This window comes from Phaeovulum sp. W22_SRMD_FR3, from assembly GCF_052113705.1.
Lineage (GTDB): Bacteria > Pseudomonadota > Alphaproteobacteria > Rhodobacterales > Rhodobacteraceae > JBGQOG01.
Map to the genome: position 1 here is coordinate 35,137 of NZ_JBGQOG010000002.1, position 18,994 is coordinate 54,130.

Below are 18,994 nucleotides of genomic sequence, written 5' to 3' on the forward strand. Positions count from 1 at the left end.
CCAAAGTGGGGGCGCTTGAATAGCGCCCCCGACTTCTCCCGCGGCAAAGCCGCGATCTGATGCATTCAGCCACTGGAAGGATTTCCCGTGAACGCAACGACTCTGGCCAAAACGGCCTATTCTGCCCCCGGGCAGCCCAACAGGACCGCGCGCGGCACCGAATATGAATTGTTCGCCCGCATCACGCACAAATTGAAGATTGCCCATTCCAAGGGCCAGGCAGGGTTCGCCGCCATGGCCGCCGCCCTGCATGAAAATCGCCGGATGTGGACGGTGCTTGCCACCGATGTTGCCGATCCGGGCAATCAGCTGCCGCAGGATCTGCGCGCGCGGCTGTTCTATCTCGCTGAATTTACCGCACAACATTCCAGCAAAGTTCTGTCCGGCAAGGCCAGCGCCGAAGTGCTGATCGACATCAACACCGCCATCATGCGTGGCCTGCGTCAGGAAGGCGGTGCTGCATGAGTGGCCTCGTACTCAAACTTGCCCCGAACGAGCGGGTGCTGATCAATGGTGCCGTGATCGAGAACGGCGACCGCCGCTCGCGTCTGGCGATCATGACGCCCAACGCCAATATCCTGCGCCTGCGCGATGCGATCCACCCCGAGGAGGTGAACACCCCGGTGCGGCGCGTCTGCTATATCGCGCAGCTGGTGCTCTCGGGCGATGCCGATCCGGGCGAGGCGAAGATGCAGCTGTTGCGCGGTATCGAACAGCTGAGCCAGGTGCTGACCGATTATGACAGCCGCACGCAGCTGACCATCGCGACGCAATCGGTGCTGGAGGATCAGCATTATCAGGCCCTGAAAGCGCTGCGCACCCTGTTGCCGCGCGAAGAGCGGTTGATGGCCGCAAGCGGGCACGCATGAGCTATTCTCCGGTTGTTCCTTTCGGCGGTTATTCCGGTTGGAAGATTCTCAACCGGACGATGGAAACGCAGAAGGCGGCCTTTGTCGCCTCTGCGGATGTCAAAAATGATGAGCAATATTTCCGCGACAACATCGGCAAGATCGACACGGCCGAACAGCTGGTGGCCGACCGCCGCCTGCTGAAGGTTGCGCTGGGGGCCTTTGGCCTGCAGGACGACATCGACAACAAGTTCTTCATCAAGAAGGTGTTGTCGGACGGCACGCTCGACAACAACGATCTGGCCAACAAGCTGTCGAACAAGAATTATCTGGCGATGTCGCAGGCCTTTGGCTTTGGTGATTACAAGACACCCTCGACCAAACTGTCGGATTTCGCGGATACCATCCTGAAGAAATACGAGACGCAGTCTTTCGAGGTTGCGGTGGGCGAGAACAACGAGAGTTTCCGCCTGGCGATGTATGCCCAGCGCGAAATTCCGGCACTGGCGAAAAAGGACATGTCCGAAAACGCCAAATGGTATTCGATCATCGGTTCCGGCCCGATGTCGACCGTGGTGCAAACGGCGCTTGGCCTGCCCAAAAGCGTCGGCGCGCTGGATGTGGACAAGCAGCTGGACATCTACAAAGCCAAGGCCAAGACCTTTTTCGGCACCAGCGATCCGGCGAAATTTGCCAATGCCGAAGGCATGGACAAGCTGGTCAAGATGTATCTCCTGCGGTCGGATCTGGACGGCACTTCAACTTACAGCGGCGGTTCGGCCGCGCTGAGCCTGTTGCAGGGCACGGCGGGCGGCTCGGCCTTCAGCAGCGATGGCGGCGCGAGCATTCTGTCGCTTCTGGTCTGAACCGGCAATCTGGGTCGAACCGGCATTCCCAAACGAAACGGCGGGCTTTGCGGCCCGCCGTTTTCATTTCCCTCAGCGTTTCACAAAGGCCTGTGCCGCCTGCCCCAAGGCACCCGACAGGCGCCGGAACGAGGCGGCGGTGTCGTCCGGCTCATCCTCCGACAGGAAGTTGTCGAGGCTGGGCCAGACCTTGATCGCCGCATCGATCATCGGGTCCGAGCCATGCACATAGAGCCCCGCCTGAATCATCATCTCGGCCCGGTCATAGGCGCCCAACAGCCGCCGGGCGAGGCCGATCATCGTGTTTTCTTCCTTCGTCGCCGCATGCGGCAGCGAGCGTGAGACCGAGCGCAGAAGGTCGATCGCCGGAAACCGGCCGCGCTCGGCGATTGCGCGGTCCATCACCACATGGCCGTCCAGCACACCGCGCAGGATGTCGGCCACCGGCTCTTCCATATCCGATCCGGCCACCAGCACCGAGAAGATCGCCGTGATGTCCCCCTCGCCACTGTCCGGGCCGGGGCCGGAGCGTTCGGCCAGCGACATGATCTGATGCGAGGTCGAGGGCGGAAAGCCGCGCAGGCTGGGCGGTTCGCCCCCGGCCAGCGCCACCTCGCGGTGGGCTTCGGCAAAGCGGGTGACGCTGTCGGCCAGAAACAGCACATGTTTGCCCTGATCGCGGAAATGCTCGGCGACCGACATCGCGGCCCAGGCGCAGCGCCGCCGCACGAGGGGCGAGGTGTCCGAGGTGGCGGCCACCACCACCGTGCGCGCCATCCCCTCCGGCCCCATCGTGCTCTCGACGAATTCGCGCAGCTCGCGTCCGCGTTCGCCCACCAGCGCGATCACCACCACATCGGCATCGACCCCCTTGGCGAATTTCGCGAGCAAGGTGGATTTGCCAACGCCCGATCCGGCAAAAAGGCCGATCCGCTGCCCGCGCACGAGGGGGAGCAACGTGTTGAACACCGCGATCCCGGTTTCCAGCCGCGCGCCGAGCCGGCGGCGCGAGGCGGCGGGCGGCGGGCCTGCGCGCGGGTTCCGCTCCACCGCGCCGCGGCGCAGCGGGCGGCCATCCAGCGCGCGGCCGAAAGGATCAACGATGCGGCCGATCCAGCTGTCATCGGGGGCGATTCCCGCCTGCCCGATCAGCTCGACCGAGTCGCCGATGGCGATTCCATCCGCCGGACCATCGGTCAGCAGGGTCACGGTTCCGGCCTTGAGGGCGAGCACCTCTGCCCCGAGTTCCATCCCGGCATGGCATTGGATGACCACCCGGTCGCCCAGCGCCGCGCGGCTGGAAAGTCCTGCAACATCAACGGTTCCGCCGCCAACCTGCACCACGCGGCCCATCGCATGCACGAGCCCGATCTCGGAAATCTCCGCCCGCAGCAGTTCGAATTCACCTTGAGCCATTCTGGCCTCCTGTCGTCCCTGAAGCCTTTTTTAACGAATCCGCCTTAAAGCTTAGTTGATAGTTCGGAGGAGAAACCCCGATGTTCGAGAAACTTGAAATTCTGCAGATGGCGCAAGCAATGGCGAGCCATGCTGGCCTGCGGCAAAATGCTGTATCGCAGAATATCGCCAATGCCGACACGCCGGGCTACAAGGCCCGCGACGTCGCATCCTTTGCGGATACCTATCAAAGCACCGACGGTTCGACCGCGCTCAGAACGACGCGATCCGGCCATATCGGCGGCTCGAATGTGTACAACGCCTCGGTCACCGTTGATTCTTCGCCCGGCACCACATCGCCGAACGGCAACAGCGTCTCGCTGGAAGATCAGATGGTGAAAGGCGTTGAAGTCCGCCGTGAACATGATCTCGCCCTCGCGGTCTACAAGACCTCGATGACGATCCTTCGCACCAGCCTTGGCAAGTGAGGGAGGCTTAGATGTCCGACTTTTCCAGCACACTCGCCCTGTCCGCCTCCGGCATGAAGGCCCAGTCCATGCGGCTGCGCCATGTGTCCGAGAACATCGCCAACGCCGACACCCCCGGCTACCGCCGCAAGATGGCCACTTTCGAAGAGGTGGTCGAAGGCGGTGAGCACACCGGCAAAGTGGGCCTGGGCAAGCTTGAACTCGACCAGACGCCCTTGTCCGAAATCTATGACCCGGGCAATCCGCTGGCCAATGCAGACGGCTACTATGACGGTTCCAACGTCGACATGGTGGTCGAGATTGCTGACGCGCGCGAAGCGCAGCGCAGCTACGAGGCGAATCTCAAGATGTTCGATCAGGCGCGGCAAATGTCGTCATCCCTGCTCGATCTTCTGCGCCGTTAACCCCGAGGAGGTCCAGAATGGACGTCAGAACCTCTTTTGCCACGCAGGGATACGGTCAGGCCCGCCAGGCCGCCGCCCCCAAGCCGCAATCGCAAAACACCGGTGACAACGCCTTTGCCAAGGCGGCGAATGATTTCGCCTCCACCCTGCGCAACGGCGAGGACACCGCAAAATCCGCCATGTCCGGCGGCGCCGATCCTCAGGCCCTGGTCGAGGCTTTGTCGCAGACGCAGATGGCGGTGGAAACCGCGGTCACCGTCCGCGACCGCATCGTCGAGGCCTATCAGGAAATCCTGAGGATGCCGGTGTAATGATGACCGAGGCCGTCTTTTTCGACACGTTGCGCGCCGGGCTCTGGATCGCGGTGATGATCTCGACCCCGATGCTCGCGGTCGCGCTGATCGTCGGCGTCGCGGTCGGCCTGTTTCAGGCGCTGACTTCGGTGCAGGAAATGACGCTGACCTTCGTGCCCAAGGTCGGGCTGATGCTCGCCGTCTTCTGGGTGTCGATGTCCTTCATGTCACAGACGCTGGTCGGGTTTTTCACCGACCGCATCATTCCCCTGATCGCCGGAGGCTGAGACCATGGATAATGCCATCTATGCCACGCTGAACCGGCAATCGGGCCTGATGCGCGAGATGCAGACCGTGGCGAACAACATCGCCAACGTCTCGACCACCGGCTTTCGCAAGGAAGGCGTGATCTTCGCCGAATATGTCGCCGATTTGGACGGCGCCGAGCCCTCGCTGTCGATGGCCAATGGCGATGCGCGGCAGGTCAACCTGGCGCAGGGGCCGCTCAGCCAGACCGGGGGCACCTTCGATTTCGCGATCGAGGGCGACGGGTTCTTCATGGTCGAGACACCGCAGGGCAATCAGCTGACCCGCGCGGGCAGCTTTACCCCCTCGCCCGAGGGCGAGCTGGTGACGCAAGATGGCTACAAGCTGCTCGACACCGGCGGCACCCCGATCACCGTGCCCAATGACGCCGGCAATGTCGGCATGGCGCAGGACGGCACCCTTTCCGCGAATGGCGTGCCTCTGGGGCAGATCGGGCTGTACCTGCCGACCGATCCGAATGGCCTCGTCCATACCGGCGGCACCCGCTTCAAGGCCGAAGCGGGGACCGAGCCGATGGAGGGGGGCAAGATCCTGCAAGGCTATGTCGAGGAATCCAACGTCGATCCGATGACGGAGATTTCCCGGATGATCGAGGTCCAGCGTGCCTATGAGATGGGCCAGACCTTTCTAGACCGCGAAGACGAACGGATCCGTTCGGTCGTCTCCACTTTGTCCCGCTGAACAAGGAAACTGATCCATGCGTGCCCTTCAGATTGCCGCTTCCGGAATGAGTGCCCAGCAGATGCGGGTCGAAGTCATTTCGAACAACCTCGCCAACATGTCGACCACCGGCTACAACTCGCGCCGGGCCGAATTTGCCGACCTGCATTACCAGCAGCTGACCCGCGCGGGCACCGTGACCGCCGCCGATGGCACCGTGGTGCCCACGGGCGTGCAGCTGGGCCTTGGGGTGCGGCCTTCTTCGGTCACCGTCAACGTGGCGCAGGGGTCGCTCAGCCAGAGCGGCGGTGATCTCGATGTGGCCATTGATGGTCTGGGCTATCTTGAGGTGACCATGCCCTCGGGCGTTTCGGGCTATACCCGCGACGGGTCGCTGAAACGCTCGCCCGACGGGCAGATCGTCACCTCCGACGGCTATCCGGTGGTGCCGGGGATCACAATTCCGACCGATGCCGCCTCGGTGGCGATCAATGCCACCGGCGAAGTCTATGCCTATTTCAACAATCAGGTGAATCCGACCCTGCTGGGCCAGTTCACCCTGGCGAATTTCACCAATGAAAAGGGCCTGGAGGCCACTGGCTCGAACCTCTTCACCGAAACCACCGCCTCGGGCCCCGCGCTGATCTCTGCGCCGGGCGAAAACGGCCTCGGCACGCTGCGCCAAGGCTATCTTGAGGAGAGCTCTGTCGATTCCGTGCGCGAAATCACCGAGCTGATCAAGGCCCAGCGCGGCTATGAGCTGAACGCAAAAGTCATCACCGCTGCCGACCAGATGCTCGGCGCAACCACGCAGGTACGTTGATGTTGGGACGTGAATTCTGGGCATTAACCTTAATGTTTGCTTGCCTCGCCACCGGCAGCCGCGCCGATGTGCTGATTGCCTCGCACACGTTGCGGCCACAAACCACACTGACCGCAGAAGATCTCGAATACACCGAAAGCGATGCCCCCGGCGCGCTCTCGGCCGAAGATGTGATCGGCATGGAAACCAAGGTGTCCATCTATGCCAAGCGCCCGATCCGCCTGCAGGACATCGGTCCCGCCGCGGTGGTGGAGCGGAACCAGACCGTGCCGCTGATCTATCACAAAGGCACGCTGACCATTCTGACCGAGGGCCGCGCCATGCAGCGTGCGGGTGTCGGGGAAATCATCAAGGTGATGAACATCGCCTCCAAAACCACCGTGACCGCACGCGTTGATCCCGACGGGACGCTGCAGGTCTTTTCGAATTAAGGTAGAGCCGCCATGCGCATTTCCGTTCTTTTGCTCTCGGGCCTGTCGCTGATGGCCTGCTCGCGTCTCGAGCAGGTCGGCCGGGCCCCCGCCTTCACGCCCGTTGAAGGTTCCAATGAATATTACGCCATGACCAATATGCCGATGCCCGAAACCCAGGCGCCGGTGCCGGGCATGTCGCAGGCCTCGCTCTGGTCGGGGGAGCGCGGCTCGCTTCTGGGCGATCGCCGCGCCGGACAGGCGGGGGACATCCTGACCGTGGTGATCGAGATCAACGAAAAAGCCGAGATCAACAACACCACCGGCCGCAACCGCACCGGCTCGGACAATGTCGGCATCACCGGGATGCTGGGGATTCCGCAGCGGCTGAACCAGCAACTGCCGGCAGGGGCCAGCATGGGCAATGCCTATAACACCTCCTCGACCTCGGCCTATCAGGGCTCTGGCTCGGTGGCGCGGAATGAAAAGCTGACGCTGCGCGTGGCCGCCACCGTGACCGAGCGTCTGCCGAACGGCGTGCTGCGCATTCAGGGCAGCCAGGAGGTGCGGGTGAATTTTGAAGTGCGCGAACTGCTGGTGCAGGGCTTTGTGCGCGCCGAAGACATCAGCCGCCAGAACGAGATTACCTATGACAAGATCGCGGGCGCGCGGATTTCCTATGGCGGACGCGGCCAGATCACCGATGTCCAGCAACCCCGTGTCGGCCAGCAAGTGGCTGATATAATTCTGCCATTCTGAGGATAGCATGCGTAAAATCCTTCCCATTCTGCTGGCCCTGATCGGGCTGGGTGGCGGCGTCGGCGCGGGGATCTTTCTGCGCCCGCCCCCGGAAGAAGCCGTGGTGATCAATCCCTGCGGTGACGGCACCGCGCCGTCAGAACATGCCGATGCCGCCGCGGCGGAGGGCCACGGCGATGCAGCCGCCGCCGAGGGGGGCCACGGCGAAGGCGATGGGGCCGCTGCCGAGCCGACACGGGAATATGTCAAGCTGAACAACCAGTTTGTCGTGCCCGTCGTCGAGCAAGGGCAGGTGGCCGCGCTGGTGATCCTCTCGCTGAGCCTCGAGGTGAAGATCGGCGCGACGCAAAAGGTCTATACGCTGGAGCCGAAACTGCGCGACAATTTCCTGCAGGTGCTGTTTGACCACGCCAATTCCGGCGGTTTCCGTGGTGCTTTCACCGAGGCCAGCAACCTTGATCCGCTGCGCCGCGCCCTTCTGGAGGTGGCCATCAAAGCCGTCGGGCCCGAGGTGACCAATGTGCTTATCTCGGACATCGTCCGCCAGGATGCCGCCTGACGCCTTGGTGCACCACAGCGGCAAAACCACCCGTCACAAATCAACAGCGCCTCCGAAAGAGGCGCTGTTTTTTTCGCGCCAAGGAAAAACGCAGGTTTCTACAGCAAAAAAGGCGGGTCAGAGCGATTTGCGCGACCGGATCAGTTTGGCCTCTTGCCGCTGCTCGCTGCCGATCTGCTCCAGCGCTTCGGCCCGGCCATGCGCCAAAGCCGCCGCCTCGCGCTCACGCGCCCATTCCGCCTCGCGCTGACGGCGCAGCGCCGCCAGACGATCTGCCTCCTGCCGCGCCCAGAGCTCGTATTTCGCGGACTGCATCCCCGCCTCGGGCGCGGCAAACAGTTCGGCCCGCGCGGCGCGCTGACTATCGGCCAGCGCGTCGATCTGCGTTGTGACCGCATTGCGCGCCGCCCCTGCCTTGGCCAAGGCGCCCAGAGCCAGATCCTTGCGCATCGCGGCCAGTTCCTGCAACGCCTTCAGCCGTTTGATTTGATTGCTCACCAGCCCCTCCGATCTTTCGCCCGGCGCCGCATCTTCTCGGCAAAGCGGATCGCTGCCGCGACGGGTTTGTAATGGTCCGGGCTGATCTCCTGCCCGATTTTCAACGTGGCAAACATCGCCCGTGCCGTGGGCGGATCGCGGTGGATCGGCACGCCCGCGGCCTGAGCCGCCTCGCGGATGCGCGCCGCAATCTCATCCACGCCCTTGGCCACGCAGACCGGGGCCCGCCCGGAAGCACGGTCCCATTTCAGCGCCACGGCATAGTGCGTCGGGTTGACCACCACCACATCGGCCTTGGGCACATCGGCCAGCATCTTGTTGTTGGCAATCTCCATCGCGCGCTGACGCCGCATCCCTTTCATATGCGGATCGCCCTCCGAGTCCTTATGCTCGTCGGTCATCTCCTTGCGGGTCATTTTCTGCTGACGGTGGTGTTCAAAATACTGCCAGAAGTAGTCCACGCCGCCGAAAACGATCGACAGCATCAGCAGAATGAACACGAAATCGACGATCATCTGCGCCAGCTCGGCGGTCGAGATGGCCGGGTCCATGTATTGCGTGATCATGATCCGGTCCATGTGACTGACCAGAAACCACCAGAGCAGCAGCCCGACGATCATCATTTTCACAAAGCTTTTGCCGAACTCGAACAGGCCATTGCGCCCGAATTTTTGCCCGGCATTGGTGATCGGATTGACGCGCGAGAATTTCGGCATCAGTTTTTCCGGCGCGAAAACAATCGCGCGCTGCGCCACGAGCGAGGCCACCACCGCCAGCATCGGAATCAAGAACCACGGCGCGACGGACCACAATATGCCGCCCAGCGCGCCCGCCACCGGCCCGGTTTCACCCGCCAGAAACAGCGTCGAGAGACTGTCGGCCTGATCAAGAAACACCATGGAGCGGGTCCCGAAGGCGATCAGCGTCGCGCCGCCAAACCCGGCGGCGGCAATCAGAAAGCCACCGTAGGAAGCCGCAACATGGATGTCAGTGGATTTGACGAGCTCACCGCGTTTGCGTGCCTCTTGCAGCTTTCGCTCAGAGGCGTCGAATTCCTTTTCGCCGTCGTCATCACCACTCATGGCGCGACCTGAAACGGATTGAGCAGGAAGTCATTCAAGGCACCATGCCAGATCACCAGCGCCGAGGGCACCGCAACGCCCATCAGCGCCAGCCCGCCCAGCGTCAGCGCGGGCGCGCCGATCATGCTGACCATCAGCGAGGGCATTGCGCGGTTAATCGCCCCCATTGCCGCGTTGTAGACCAGCGAGGCAATGACAAACGGCGCCGAAATCGAAAACGCCAGCGAAAAGGTATGCACCACTCCCGAGAGGCCCCAGACGCGCACCAGTTCCGGCCGGGGAAATTTGCCCGCCGGCAGCGCCTGATAGGAATCGATCAGCAGCATCGCCAGTTTCACATGCAGCCCGCTCATCACCGCCAGCGCCAGCCCGCCCCAGACCAGAATATGCCCCACAACCGGCTGCGGCTCGCCCGCCGTGCCGCCGAACATCTGCGACAATGAGGTGGCCTGGGCGATGATCGCCCCCGCGGTTTGCAGTGCCAGAACGAACAGCCGCAGCATGATGCCGAGAAGCAGGCCGATCAGCACTTCGGTGAACAGATACAGCCCGAGGATCTTGCCCTGCGCGACGATGCCCTGCACCGAGGGCGCCACCGCCGGCATCACCACAAAGGTAAAGCACAGGCCCAGCGCCAGACGCACCCGCGCGGGCAGGCTTTGCTCGCCAAAAGCGGGCAGCATGGCCATGGCCGCGCCCACCCGCAAGAAGACCACAAAGGTCAGAAACAGATAGCCGTTGGAGATGTCGAGCACCTGCGCCAGCGTCTCGTTCATGCGGCCACCACGCCGACCATCGCCGGGCGTGCCTCCAGCCCGATTTCCTCATAGCTGAGCACCGGGACGTTGACCCCCTTGGCCCCCACCACTGTCCGCAGGAACCGCCGACGGCGCGACGAGGTGACGAGGGCGGGGAACACCCCGGTCTCGCCCGCCCGCGCGACCTTTTCGGCGATATTGCCCGCGAGGCGGTTGAACTTGTCCGGCGGCAGCGCGACATCGCCGTTGTTGCCCTCCAGCTGATAGGTCTGGAAGGTTTCCTCCCATTCCGGGGTCAGCTGGATCAGCGGCAAAGTGCCATCGGCGCGTTTCAGCTCGGCCACCAGCTGGAAGCCCAGCCGCTGGCGCACATGTTCGCAGATCAGCTCGGCATTGTTCATGCCGCGCACTTCGGCGATGGATTCCAGGATCAGCGGCAGGTTGCGGATCGAGACGCGCTCTTCCAGCAAGAGACGCAGCACCTGCAGCAAGAGGTCGACCGGAACCTTCTCGGGCACCAGCTCCTCCATCAGCTTGCGGTTGGATTCGGCGCGCAGCGGATCAGAGACATTCACCACCTCATCCAGCAGGCGGCGCAGTGCGCGCAGGGTCATCAGGCGGCTGAAGTTGCGTTTGATCACCTCCAGCAGATGCGTCGCCAGCACTTCGGTCGGCCCGACCACGGTCGAGCCTGCCAGCGCCGCCTCTTCCTGCATGGTCGAGGCCACCCAGCGGGCGGGCGCGCCATAGACCGGTTCGCGCACATCATCGCCGTCGGGCAGGAAGTCGCGGTTGTCCGCAATCAGCGCCAGCACGCGCTCGGGGAACAGCCGGTCATGCGCCTGCTCGACCCCCTGAATGCGGATGCGGTAGCTGCCCGGATGCAGCGAGCCATCATCGGTCAGCCGGATCTCGGGCAGGATCAGCCCGTAACTTGCCGCGACATGGTTGCGCATATTGGCGATGCGGGCATCAAGGCCGGTGGCCGGGTCCAGCACCATCGCCACCAGATCGGGGGCAAATTCGACATGGATATCGTCGATGTCGAGGATATCGCCCAATTGCCGTTTGCGCGGGGCCGCAGCCTCCTCGGCCGAGGGCATCTTCATCGCCTCGCGGACGCGGATCTTTTCATTGGCGCGCAGCACCATGAAACCGGTGCCGCCCAGCACGCCCGCGCCTGCGATAAACGGCAGGAAAGGCAGGCCCGGCACCAGCGCGAACAGCGCCATCAGGATCGAGACGGTGAACAAAGCCGGGGGATATTTCCCCAACTGGCGGAAAATCTCGAGATCGGCCGAGCCTTTGGCCCCGCCGCGCGACAAAAGAAGCGCCGAGGCGACCGAGATGATCACGGCCGGGATTTGCCCCACCAGACCATCGCCCACGGTCAGGATCGCATAGGTCTTCAGCGCCTCGCCAATCGCCATGCCATGCATCGTGGTGCCGATGATCAACCCCATGATCAGGTTGAGCATGGTGATCAGCAGACCGGCGACCGCATCCCCTTTCACAAATTTCGACGCACCATCGAGCGAGCCGAAAAAGGTGGTCTCGGCCTGTTCACGCTCACGCCGGGTGCGGGCTTCGGCATGGTCGATGGCGCCCGCGTTCATATCGGCGTCAATCGCCATCTGCTTGCCGGGCATCGCGTCCAGCGCGAAACGGGCGCTGACTTCGGCCATCCGGCCCGCACCCTTGGTGATCACCATGAAATTCACGATCAGGATGACGCCAAACACCACCAGCCCAATCAGCACCGAGCCGCCCATGACGAAATTGGCGAAACCCTCGATCACATTGCCCGCCGCCTTGGTGCCGGTATGGCCCTGGCCGATGATCAGCTTGGTCGAGGAGACGTTGAGCGAGAGACGCAGCATCAGCGAGGCCAGAAGGATCGTCGGGAAGGACGAGAAGTCCAGCGGCCGCTCGATGAACAGGGTGACGGTAAAGATCAGGATCGCCAGCGCGAACGAGGCGGCAAGACCGACGTCAAGCACCCAGCTCGGCATCGGCAGGATCATCATCACGATCACCGCCATCAGCGCGAGGGCGAGCAGGATGGTCGGCTGGAAGATGACGGCAAGCGTGAGTTTGGGCATCATTCCACCAGCGGTTTTGCGGATTGCGCGAAGAGGCTGCCACCGGTGTTGGCAACGACAGGCACCAGCGAGCCACGGCCCGGGGTACCGGTGCCACCACCGGTTCCGGCCTGCAGCAGCGGGAAATTGTTCACCCGCGGCGCGGGCGGCACGGCGGGCACCTCTTCGCCATACATGGCGGCAACGATGTCGGGAATCTCGGGAATGTTATCCGCCGCCATCTGCCCCTGCGGCACGAATTGCGGCTGCACCCGCATCGCGCTCAGCGGCGCATCGGCGCCTTGGGGTTGGTAGGGGTCCTGAAACGGCTGTTGCGGCGCATTGGCATATTGGCCCAGGGGCGCGCGCTGCGGGCGCATGTACTGGCCGCCAACATAGCGCGCCGGGGGGGTGGCATTGCCCACCGGAAGATAGCCCGGCTGCATGCCGATCATCGGCGCCGAGGCCATCAGCAAATTGTCTTCGGCAAGGAATTTGTTCCGGAACCCCTCAAACCGCGCCGCATATTTCGTGGCATGTTCCGGGGTGCGCGAGTGAAAGGCACCGGCGGCTTTGGTCCAGCTGCCGGTCTCATTGTAGAGATCGGTCAGAAAACGCGCGGCATAAAGGCCATTGGCCAGTGGATCGAACATCTCGTCGATCGAGGCAAATTCCTGCCCGTGCCATTTGTAATTGATCTGAAAGCAGCCGATGTCAAAGCTGCGCGCCCCGCGCTGATATTCCTGATCAACATAGCGGCGGGCTTCGGCAAAGCTGTCAAACCAATGCCCGGCGCCTTCCATGTTCACGGTCCAGGGCCAGGGCCGGAAACTGCCCTCGCGCCGCCGCCCGGTTTCATTCAGCGAGATCGCCTTGAGGACCGAGACCGGCACGCCGGTCCGCCGCGCTACTTCAACCGAGACATTCTCGCACATGGCGGCCAGATCCTGCGCCGCAAGAGCCGGGCTGGCGCCACACACAAAGGCCAGGCCCAGCGCATGCAGACGCAGAAAGCGCAGAAATTCTTTCATAAGCTACCCCGATGACCGCAGTTCTTGCTGCCTCTCATCCCTAGCTAAGCCGGGATGGTTTACATTTGGTAACCAAGGCCCCGGACCATACTCTTGCACAGGGGCGGGCCTTTTCCGGGCCTTGCGTCTAAGGCCTTGTTATTGGCCGGTTCCCTGAGCCAGAAGGGCCTGCAACGCTTCCCGCGCGGCTTTGCTCTCCTCGATCAGCGCGCGGTTCTGGGCAAGGGTCGCGGGCGGGGCGATTCCCGGCGGGCTGTCTGCCGGGGCCGCATCGGACGCAGCTGCGGCATCCGCCGCTGCGGTCGGCGCGGTGGCTTCCAGCGGAGCCGCCGGATCGGCGGGCGGCAGATTGCCGTCAAACCCTGCCAAAGCGGCGCGCTGCGCCTCGGTGCCCTGCTCGGCCACGGTCCCCCAGTCGCCGCTGCGCCAGGCCTCAGCAACCGCGGCCGCCTGATCGCCCGCCGCGGCATAGGCCTCTTTGGCGCCCGTGTGATCGCCCAGCAAGGCCAAGGCCTCGCCCCGGATTGCCGCCGCTTCCGGCGTCTCGATCCCGGCAATCTCGGTCAGGGCCCGGGCGGGGTCATGCTCGGCCAGTGCCGCCTTGCCCAGAATGATCCGGCCATCTTCATGGTCGAGCGCCTCAAGCCCCGCCATCTCGCGCGCCTGCGGGCCAAAACCCAGCGACAGCATCCGCCGCGCCAGATCGGCCCGCAGCGGCCAGTCGAGACTGGCTGAGGAAATCAGATCCTTGCGGGCAAAGGCATTGCGCAGGAATTCCGCATCATCGGGCAGATCGGCCATGGTGCGGATGGTGCCGCGCAACGCCGCTCGCCGCAGATCCACCGGCAGCTCCGGCCCCCAGCTGCCCAGCGCTGCAAAAGCCGCATCCAGCCCGCTGGTCTTCGCGGCTTCGGCCAGGAACCCGGCCATCGCGCGCCCCACCTCCAGCTGCTCGCGGCCATCGGCGTGTTTTTTCCACCCTTCAAAGGCCTTCAGCGCTCGGTCAAACTGCCCGGCAGAGCCCGCCGCCAGAATATAGGCACGGTTCAGATCCTGCGCGTCTTCGGCCTTGCGGTGTTCATAGGCCAGCGCCGCCAGACTATCGACGGTCTTGGTCTCCACCGGCTTGCCCGCTTCCATCTGCGCCTCAACATAGAGGATCAGGGCCTGCGGCGAGTCCGGGCTGTTCTCGGCAATCAGCGGCGTCAGCACTTCGGCGGCCTTGTGCCCCTCGCCCGCCGCCAGATCGAACTTGGCATCCATCAGCTGCACGGCCGGACCATGCTCGCCCGTCGCCCGGGTGATCGCACCGCGCACCGAATAGGCCGCGGCCTCGGCACCGACCGACATCAGCTTATCGGCCAGTTGCGGCCCGAGAAGGCGGCGGCTGTCCAGCGGCAGCGCGGAAAAGCTCCGCAGCAGCGCGGGAATATTGAGCGTGTCGGAGGCGGTCAGTGACGGACGCGCCAGCACCGACCAAAGGGCGGCGGCCGTATCGCAATCGGTCATCTGCAGCAGCGGGCTGTCGGGGCGCACCGGGCGCCCGTCCATGATACGCGCCATGTCGCGCAGCAAATCCGATTTGCGCGGGCGCACCTTCATTTCGACCAGCAATTGCTCGGCCTCGGCGCCAAAGCCCAGCGCCACATAGAGCCGCGCGAGGTCAACCACCGGGGTTTCTTCCGGCGTGTCGAATTCGCCCACCAAGCCCGTGCGCAGGCTGGCGATCCTCTCCGAGGGGCTGCCCTCGCCCAACCAGCTGGTAAGATCAAATGAGCTGTCGGGCAGGCATTCCAGCCCGTTCTCCGTCAAGGGCTGACCCTGGATCGAGAACAGCGAATCGCGGTCGATCGCGGTTTCGGACAGCAGCGCCAAAGGATCCTCGGTTCCGGCCATCGCCAGCGGCGCCATATGGCTTTCGGCGCCCGCGGCTGGCGTTGCGGGGTCCGCGATCACCGCGGCGTCATGCGCGGCACCATCCGGGGCGGCCGCGTGCTCCGCCGATGCCGTTTCGGTCCGGGCGGGTTCCTGGGCTGCCGGCGTCTCCCCATGCGCGGGCGCAGGCGCCGCCTCATGGGCTGCCGGTGTTTCTGCGGCAGGTGCCGCCTGCGGGACACTCTCCGCGGCGCTCTCGGAATGCGGCACCGCCGGAGCAGGCTTGGCATGCCGAAGCTTGGTCGGGTCCACATCGATCAGACCCTGAGTCGCCGCACGGCCCAACTGCCGCAACAGCTGTTGCTCTGCATCAACAATACGGGGATCCGTTTGCGTGCGCCCCGGAAGCGGCAGGATGCTGGGGGGCAGGCTCGGCTCGGGCTGGTGGGTTGCCACCGGGGTCTCGGAGGACGGGGCGGCACCGGCAACCGGCAGCGCGGTCTCGGCCGGATCACTGGCCGCCGCGGGCGGTGTGCCGAAGGGCACTGACCCGGGCCCTTGCCAATAGAGGGAAAGATGCGGGTCTTTTCGCGGTTCCGGCAGATAGGTGGAGCCGGGCATTGCGGTCGGTGCCGGTACGGTGCGGGTGACGGGCGTCGGCGCCTCTGCGGCGGCCACGTCCTGCGGCCGGGCGGCCGGACGCTGCGAGACCACCGGCGCACTGCCTGATACCGGCGCGGGGGCGGCTGACGCCGAGGCCTGCGCCATCGCCAGCGGTTTTTCAAACGGTGAGGCAGGATCAGCCGGGCCGGGTTTGATATCGACCACGATCAACCCCGTCGCGAGGTTGAAGGCGGTTGCATGGGTGTCGGGGCTGACCGCCAGTGTCAGATCGGCGTTGTCGCCGCCTCTGGCATCCAGAAGCCGCACGCGCGGCACATAGACAAACAGCTCGCCCAGATCATAGCGCACCTCGGGCCGGGCCAGCCGCAGCACATAGGTGTCGCCCTCGCGGCCAAAGCTCCATTCCGTCGGCTGATCAGGGGTCACCACCAGCCGGGTAAAATCGGCATGCTCACCCGAGCGGATGCGGATGGTTTCCGCCGTCGCATCACCGGCCTGCGCCACAAGGCCAAGCGCCAGAAGGAGAAGGCCCCGGCGGATCATGCTGCGTCCTTCACCGCCTTCAGCGCTTCTTCCAACTCGGAAAAGCTGGGGCGGATGTGATGCGGCGTGTTCTGCCGGCCCACTTCAATGCAAATGTTGGTGGCGTGGTTGTGCAGGTTGGCCACCAGAACCTCGCGGATCAGCTTGTAGAAATGCGCATCCTCGCTCACCACGGTCTGCACTTTCGCGGCAAAGGGGCCGACCAGACCATAGGCCATGAACACCCCCATGAAGGTACCGACGAGAGCCGAACCGATCATGGCGCCCAGAATCTCCGGCGGCTGGTCGATCGAGGCCATGGTTTTGATAACCCCGAGCACAGCGGCCACAATCCCCAGCGCAGGCAGACCATCGGCAACCTGTTGCAACGCATGGCTGCCGTGCAGCGCGTGGTGCAGGTTGGCATCGAGCTGCTTTTCCAGCACCTCTTCCACCTGATGCGGATCGTCATAGTTCATCGAGGCCGAGCGCATCGTGTCACAGATCAGCTCCACCGCCTCGTGATCATGCACGATCTTGGGATATTTCGAGAAGATCGACGAGCTTTCCGGCGCTTCGATATGTTCCTCGATCGCCACCGGATTTTGCCGTGCCAGACGGATCAGCTCGAACAAAAGGCAGAGCAGATCGCGGTAGTCGCTGGGCTTCCATTTGGCGCCCTTGAACACTTTGCCCACATCTTTCAGCGTGTGTTTGATCGAGGGCATGTCGTTTGAAATGATGAAAGCGCCGACGGCGGCGCCGCCGATCATGATCATCTCCCAGGGGGCCGCTTCCAGCACGATCCCCATCTTGCCGCCGTGCAATGTGTAGCCGCCGAACACCATCACAAAGATGACGACGATGCCGATGATACCAACCATGCCCACTTCTCCTGTTGCCGCCCACAGAGTTGCAGAACAGCGTTAACAAAGTCTGATTATCGTTAATTTTTCGGCACGCCCGCGTTGCGCCCCGCCATGATCACACTGATCGTATAGGCGGTTTTCGGGTTCAGCCCGGCCAGCACCGAGGCCGCCGCATCCGGCCGCATCCGCGAAAGGAATCCGGCCGCGAATTCCGGGGCCATCACCTCAAACAGCGGTGCGGCCTCTTTAGGCTTCATGTTTTCATACATGGTGACCAGCCGCGTCACATCGGCATCCGCCGCCTGATCCGCCACCGCCACCATCTTCGACAGGTCATCCTCGGCCTTGGTCAGCGCCGCGAGTTTCTCGGTGATCTGATCCTCGGCAATTTTCAACGCCTGACTGCGGTCGGCCAGCGCCGCTTCGCGGGTGCTTACCGTCGCCTCGCGCGCCTGCACGGCCTTCAGCAGATCCATCGTGCCGGAGTCGGTGGCGCAAATGGCCGCTTCCGGTGCCGAATCGGCCGTCTCCGCCGCATGTTCCGAGGCCAAAGCCCAGGCACCGCCCACCGCTTCGCTCATCCGAATCGCACCGGCACCCGCCAGCAACACCGCAAGCACCATCAGCGCGCCGCGCCCGGCACGCCGACGCGCCGGTTTGCGGGGCTTGGCGGCAGCTTTCGGTGCCTTGCCGGGCTTGCCGGGTTTGGCGGCTTTCGGGGCCGCCGCGGGGATCTGTGCGGCAGCGGCCTGTGCCGCCGTTGCTTTCGCACCCGCGGCCAGCATCGCCTGCATCACCCGCGCCTGCGCGGCAGCGGCAGCTTCGGCCGCATCAAGCGCCGCCCCGGCCTTGCCGGTCAGCGGTGGCTCGGCGCGCGGTCCCGGAGGCGTCTGGCCGATCATTCCGCGGCCTCCATCTCATCGGGGCGCGCCCGGCGGCGCAGCGAGCGGCGCGGGCGGCTGGCCTCTTCAAAGGCATGCAGGCTGGCGCCCACCGGCCCCTGCGGCTGCGGCTGCCCCGGCTCGGGCAGGTCGTGCAGCGAGGCCAGCATCAGCTCCAGCCGCTCAGCGCCCTGTTCGGCACGGCGGGTCAGCGCCTGCAATTGCTCGGCCGAGGTGGCGGCGGTGGTCTGCGCGCGCACCAGAGCCTTGGTCATGTCATCAACCTGCGCCGAGAGCACGGCAATCGCGCCCCCCATGCCCGATTCGAGCTGGTTGAACCGCTTGAGCCGCCGCGAGAGCACCATGCAGTAGATGGCCGCGCCAATCGCGCCCGCGCCCAAGAGAATATCTGAGATGAATTGCATGGCCGCCTCCTCAGTTCATCACGAATTCAATGATCAGCAGGTCGCGCACCCGGCCTTCGCCGGTTACGATCTGCACCCGGCGCAGCATCTGTGCCCGCAAACGGATCAGCGCCGAGCGATCCTCCAGCTCGGAGACATCCACCGCGCGCAGATAGCCGTTCAGCACATCCACAACCCGCGGTTTCAACAGCTCGACATCCGCCTGATAGGCTTTCGACACCTCAAGCTGCGCTGAAAAACGCAGGTGCCGCGCCGAAGAATTGTCGCCGAGCGAAATGATCATCGGATCCAGCGGGACGAAGGCAATGTCGGGCAAGGCCTCCGGGGCGGGCTCGTCGGCATGGGCATCCGGCTCAGCGGCCGCATGTTCGCCCGCCGGGGCCAGAATCATCCCGGAATACACCGCGTAAAATCCACCGCCGCCGAGGACGAGCATCAGCACAAGTCCTAGAATAATCGGCAATTTTGACTTTTTCTTCGGGGCCTCTTCGGCCTCGGTTGCTGCTTCTGCCATGT

23 protein-coding genes are annotated in these 18,994 nt (G+C 64.1%); 12 read left to right on the forward strand and 11 right to left on the reverse strand.

All coding sequences use genetic code 11. The annotated features are described in order from the left end of the window. Positions 1-87 precede the first annotated feature (87 nt). The 3 genes from flaF to ACEN2S_RS02420 are packed head-to-tail and all read left to right on the forward strand — an operon-like array spanning position 88 to position 1,714. Complete coding sequence (gene flaF, locus ACEN2S_RS02410; protein WP_441861919.1) at positions 88-465, forward strand: flagellar biosynthesis regulator FlaF; 378 nt, start codon at positions 88-90, stop codon at positions 463-465. Further along, entirely contained in the window at positions 462-869 is a 408-nt protein-coding gene (gene flbT, locus ACEN2S_RS02415; protein WP_441861921.1) for a flagellar biosynthesis repressor FlbT, read from the forward strand. The genes flaF and flbT overlap by 4 nt, the downstream gene beginning before the upstream one ends. Then, on the forward strand, positions 866-1,714 hold the full coding sequence (locus ACEN2S_RS02420) for a DUF1217 domain-containing protein (RefSeq protein WP_441861923.1): 849 nt from the start codon (positions 866-868) through the stop codon (positions 1,712-1,714). Before flbT ends, ACEN2S_RS02420 begins: the two co-directional genes overlap by 4 nt. 72 nt (positions 1,715-1,786) lie before the next feature. Here ACEN2S_RS02420 and ACEN2S_RS02425 read toward each other — a convergent pair whose 3' ends face one another. Further along, positions 1,787-3,130, reverse strand: coding sequence for a FliI/YscN family ATPase (locus ACEN2S_RS02425; RefSeq protein WP_441861926.1), 1,344 nt, complete (start codon positions 3,128-3,130; stop codon positions 1,787-1,789). Positions 3,131-3,210: 80 nt separating this feature from the next. Between ACEN2S_RS02425 and ACEN2S_RS02430 the strand changes: the two genes are divergently transcribed. The 9 genes from ACEN2S_RS02430 to ACEN2S_RS02470 are packed head-to-tail and all read left to right on the forward strand — an operon-like array spanning position 3,211 to position 7,832. Then, the gene (locus ACEN2S_RS02430; RefSeq protein WP_441861928.1) at positions 3,211-3,597 is read left to right on the forward strand and encodes a FlgB family protein; all 387 of its coding nucleotides are present in this window, start codon (positions 3,211-3,213) and stop codon (positions 3,595-3,597) included. 11 nt (positions 3,598-3,608) lie between these two features. Continuing rightward, a complete protein-coding gene (gene flgC, locus ACEN2S_RS02435) occupies positions 3,609-4,001 on the forward strand; it encodes a flagellar basal body rod protein FlgC (RefSeq protein ID WP_441861930.1) in 393 nt (130 codons plus the stop codon). 17 nt (positions 4,002-4,018) lie between these two features. Beyond that, positions 4,019-4,312 carry a flagellar hook-basal body complex protein FliE gene (fliE, locus tag ACEN2S_RS02440; protein WP_441861932.1) on the forward strand — a complete coding sequence of 98 codons (294 nt, stop codon included), beginning with the start codon at positions 4,019-4,021 and terminating at the stop codon, positions 4,310-4,312. After that, on the forward strand, positions 4,312-4,581 hold the full coding sequence (locus ACEN2S_RS02445; protein ID WP_441861935.1) for a flagellar biosynthetic protein FliQ: 270 nt from the start codon (positions 4,312-4,314) through the stop codon (positions 4,579-4,581). The genes fliE and ACEN2S_RS02445 overlap by 1 nt, the downstream gene beginning before the upstream one ends. Before the next feature lie 4 nt (positions 4,582-4,585). Then, on the forward strand, positions 4,586-5,302 hold the full coding sequence (locus ACEN2S_RS02450; protein ID WP_441861936.1) for a flagellar hook-basal body complex protein: 717 nt from the start codon (positions 4,586-4,588) through the stop codon (positions 5,300-5,302). A 16-nt stretch (positions 5,303-5,318) separates the two neighbouring features. Beyond that, positions 5,319-6,104: a flagellar basal-body rod protein FlgG gene (flgG, locus tag ACEN2S_RS02455; protein ID WP_441861938.1), complete on the forward strand. Its 786-nt coding sequence runs from the start codon at positions 5,319-5,321 to the stop codon at positions 6,102-6,104. 32 nt (positions 6,105-6,136) lie between these two features. Then, positions 6,137-6,535: a flagellar basal body P-ring formation chaperone FlgA gene (flgA, locus tag ACEN2S_RS02460; RefSeq protein WP_441861941.1), complete on the forward strand. Its 399-nt coding sequence runs from the start codon at positions 6,137-6,139 to the stop codon at positions 6,533-6,535. A 12-nt stretch (positions 6,536-6,547) separates the two neighbouring features. Then, positions 6,548-7,273 carry a flagellar basal body L-ring protein FlgH gene (gene flgH, locus ACEN2S_RS02465; RefSeq protein WP_441861943.1) on the forward strand — a complete coding sequence of 242 codons (726 nt, stop codon included), beginning with the start codon at positions 6,548-6,550 and terminating at the stop codon, positions 7,271-7,273. A gap of 7 nt (positions 7,274-7,280) precedes the next feature. Then, the gene (locus ACEN2S_RS02470) at positions 7,281-7,832 is read left to right on the forward strand and encodes a flagellar basal body-associated FliL family protein (RefSeq protein WP_441861946.1); all 552 of its coding nucleotides are present in this window, start codon (positions 7,281-7,283) and stop codon (positions 7,830-7,832) included. A gap of 117 nt (positions 7,833-7,949) precedes the next feature. Here ACEN2S_RS02470 and ACEN2S_RS02475 read toward each other — a convergent pair whose 3' ends face one another. From ACEN2S_RS02475 to ACEN2S_RS02520, 10 genes are all read right to left on the reverse strand, one after another. Next, positions 7,950-8,330: a hypothetical protein gene (locus tag ACEN2S_RS02475; RefSeq protein WP_441861949.1), complete on the reverse strand. Its 381-nt coding sequence runs from the start codon at positions 8,328-8,330 to the stop codon at positions 7,950-7,952. After that, positions 8,327-9,412 (reverse strand): EscU/YscU/HrcU family type III secretion system export apparatus switch protein, encoded by a 1,086-nt coding sequence (locus ACEN2S_RS02480; protein ID WP_441861952.1) that lies wholly within the window; start codon positions 9,410-9,412, stop codon positions 8,327-8,329. Before ACEN2S_RS02480 ends, ACEN2S_RS02475 begins: the two co-directional genes overlap by 4 nt. Continuing rightward, positions 9,409-10,188: a flagellar biosynthetic protein FliR gene (locus ACEN2S_RS02485; RefSeq protein WP_441861955.1), complete on the reverse strand. Its 780-nt coding sequence runs from the start codon at positions 10,186-10,188 to the stop codon at positions 9,409-9,411. The genes ACEN2S_RS02480 and ACEN2S_RS02485 overlap by 4 nt, the downstream gene beginning before the upstream one ends. Next, positions 10,185-12,272: a flagellar biosynthesis protein FlhA gene (gene flhA / locus ACEN2S_RS02490; protein ID WP_441861958.1), complete on the reverse strand. Its 2,088-nt coding sequence runs from the start codon at positions 12,270-12,272 to the stop codon at positions 10,185-10,187. The genes ACEN2S_RS02485 and flhA overlap by 4 nt, the downstream gene beginning before the upstream one ends. Then, positions 12,272-13,282 (reverse strand): lytic transglycosylase domain-containing protein, encoded by a 1,011-nt coding sequence (locus ACEN2S_RS02495; RefSeq protein WP_441861961.1) that lies wholly within the window; start codon positions 13,280-13,282, stop codon positions 12,272-12,274. Before ACEN2S_RS02495 ends, flhA begins: the two co-directional genes overlap by 1 nt. Before the next feature lie 138 nt (positions 13,283-13,420). After that, on the reverse strand, positions 13,421-16,324 hold the full coding sequence (locus tag ACEN2S_RS02500; protein ID WP_441861964.1) for a hypothetical protein: 2,904 nt from the start codon (positions 16,322-16,324) through the stop codon (positions 13,421-13,423). Further along, a complete protein-coding gene (gene motA, locus ACEN2S_RS02505) occupies positions 16,321-17,187 on the reverse strand; it encodes a flagellar motor stator protein MotA (RefSeq protein WP_441861967.1) in 867 nt (288 codons plus the stop codon). The genes ACEN2S_RS02500 and motA overlap by 4 nt, the downstream gene beginning before the upstream one ends. Before the next feature lie 62 nt (positions 17,188-17,249). After that, entirely contained in the window at positions 17,250-18,074 is an 825-nt protein-coding gene (locus ACEN2S_RS02510; RefSeq protein ID WP_441861970.1) for a MotE family protein, read from the reverse strand. After that, the gene (locus tag ACEN2S_RS02515; RefSeq protein ID WP_441861973.1) at positions 18,071-18,478 is read right to left on the reverse strand and encodes a hypothetical protein; all 408 of its coding nucleotides are present in this window, start codon (positions 18,476-18,478) and stop codon (positions 18,071-18,073) included. Before ACEN2S_RS02515 ends, ACEN2S_RS02510 begins: the two co-directional genes overlap by 4 nt. A 10-nt stretch (positions 18,479-18,488) precedes the next feature. After that, a complete protein-coding gene (locus ACEN2S_RS02520; RefSeq protein ID WP_441861976.1) occupies positions 18,489-18,992 on the reverse strand; it encodes a flagellar basal body-associated FliL family protein in 504 nt (167 codons plus the stop codon). Between the last annotated feature and the right edge of the window lie 2 nt (positions 18,993-18,994).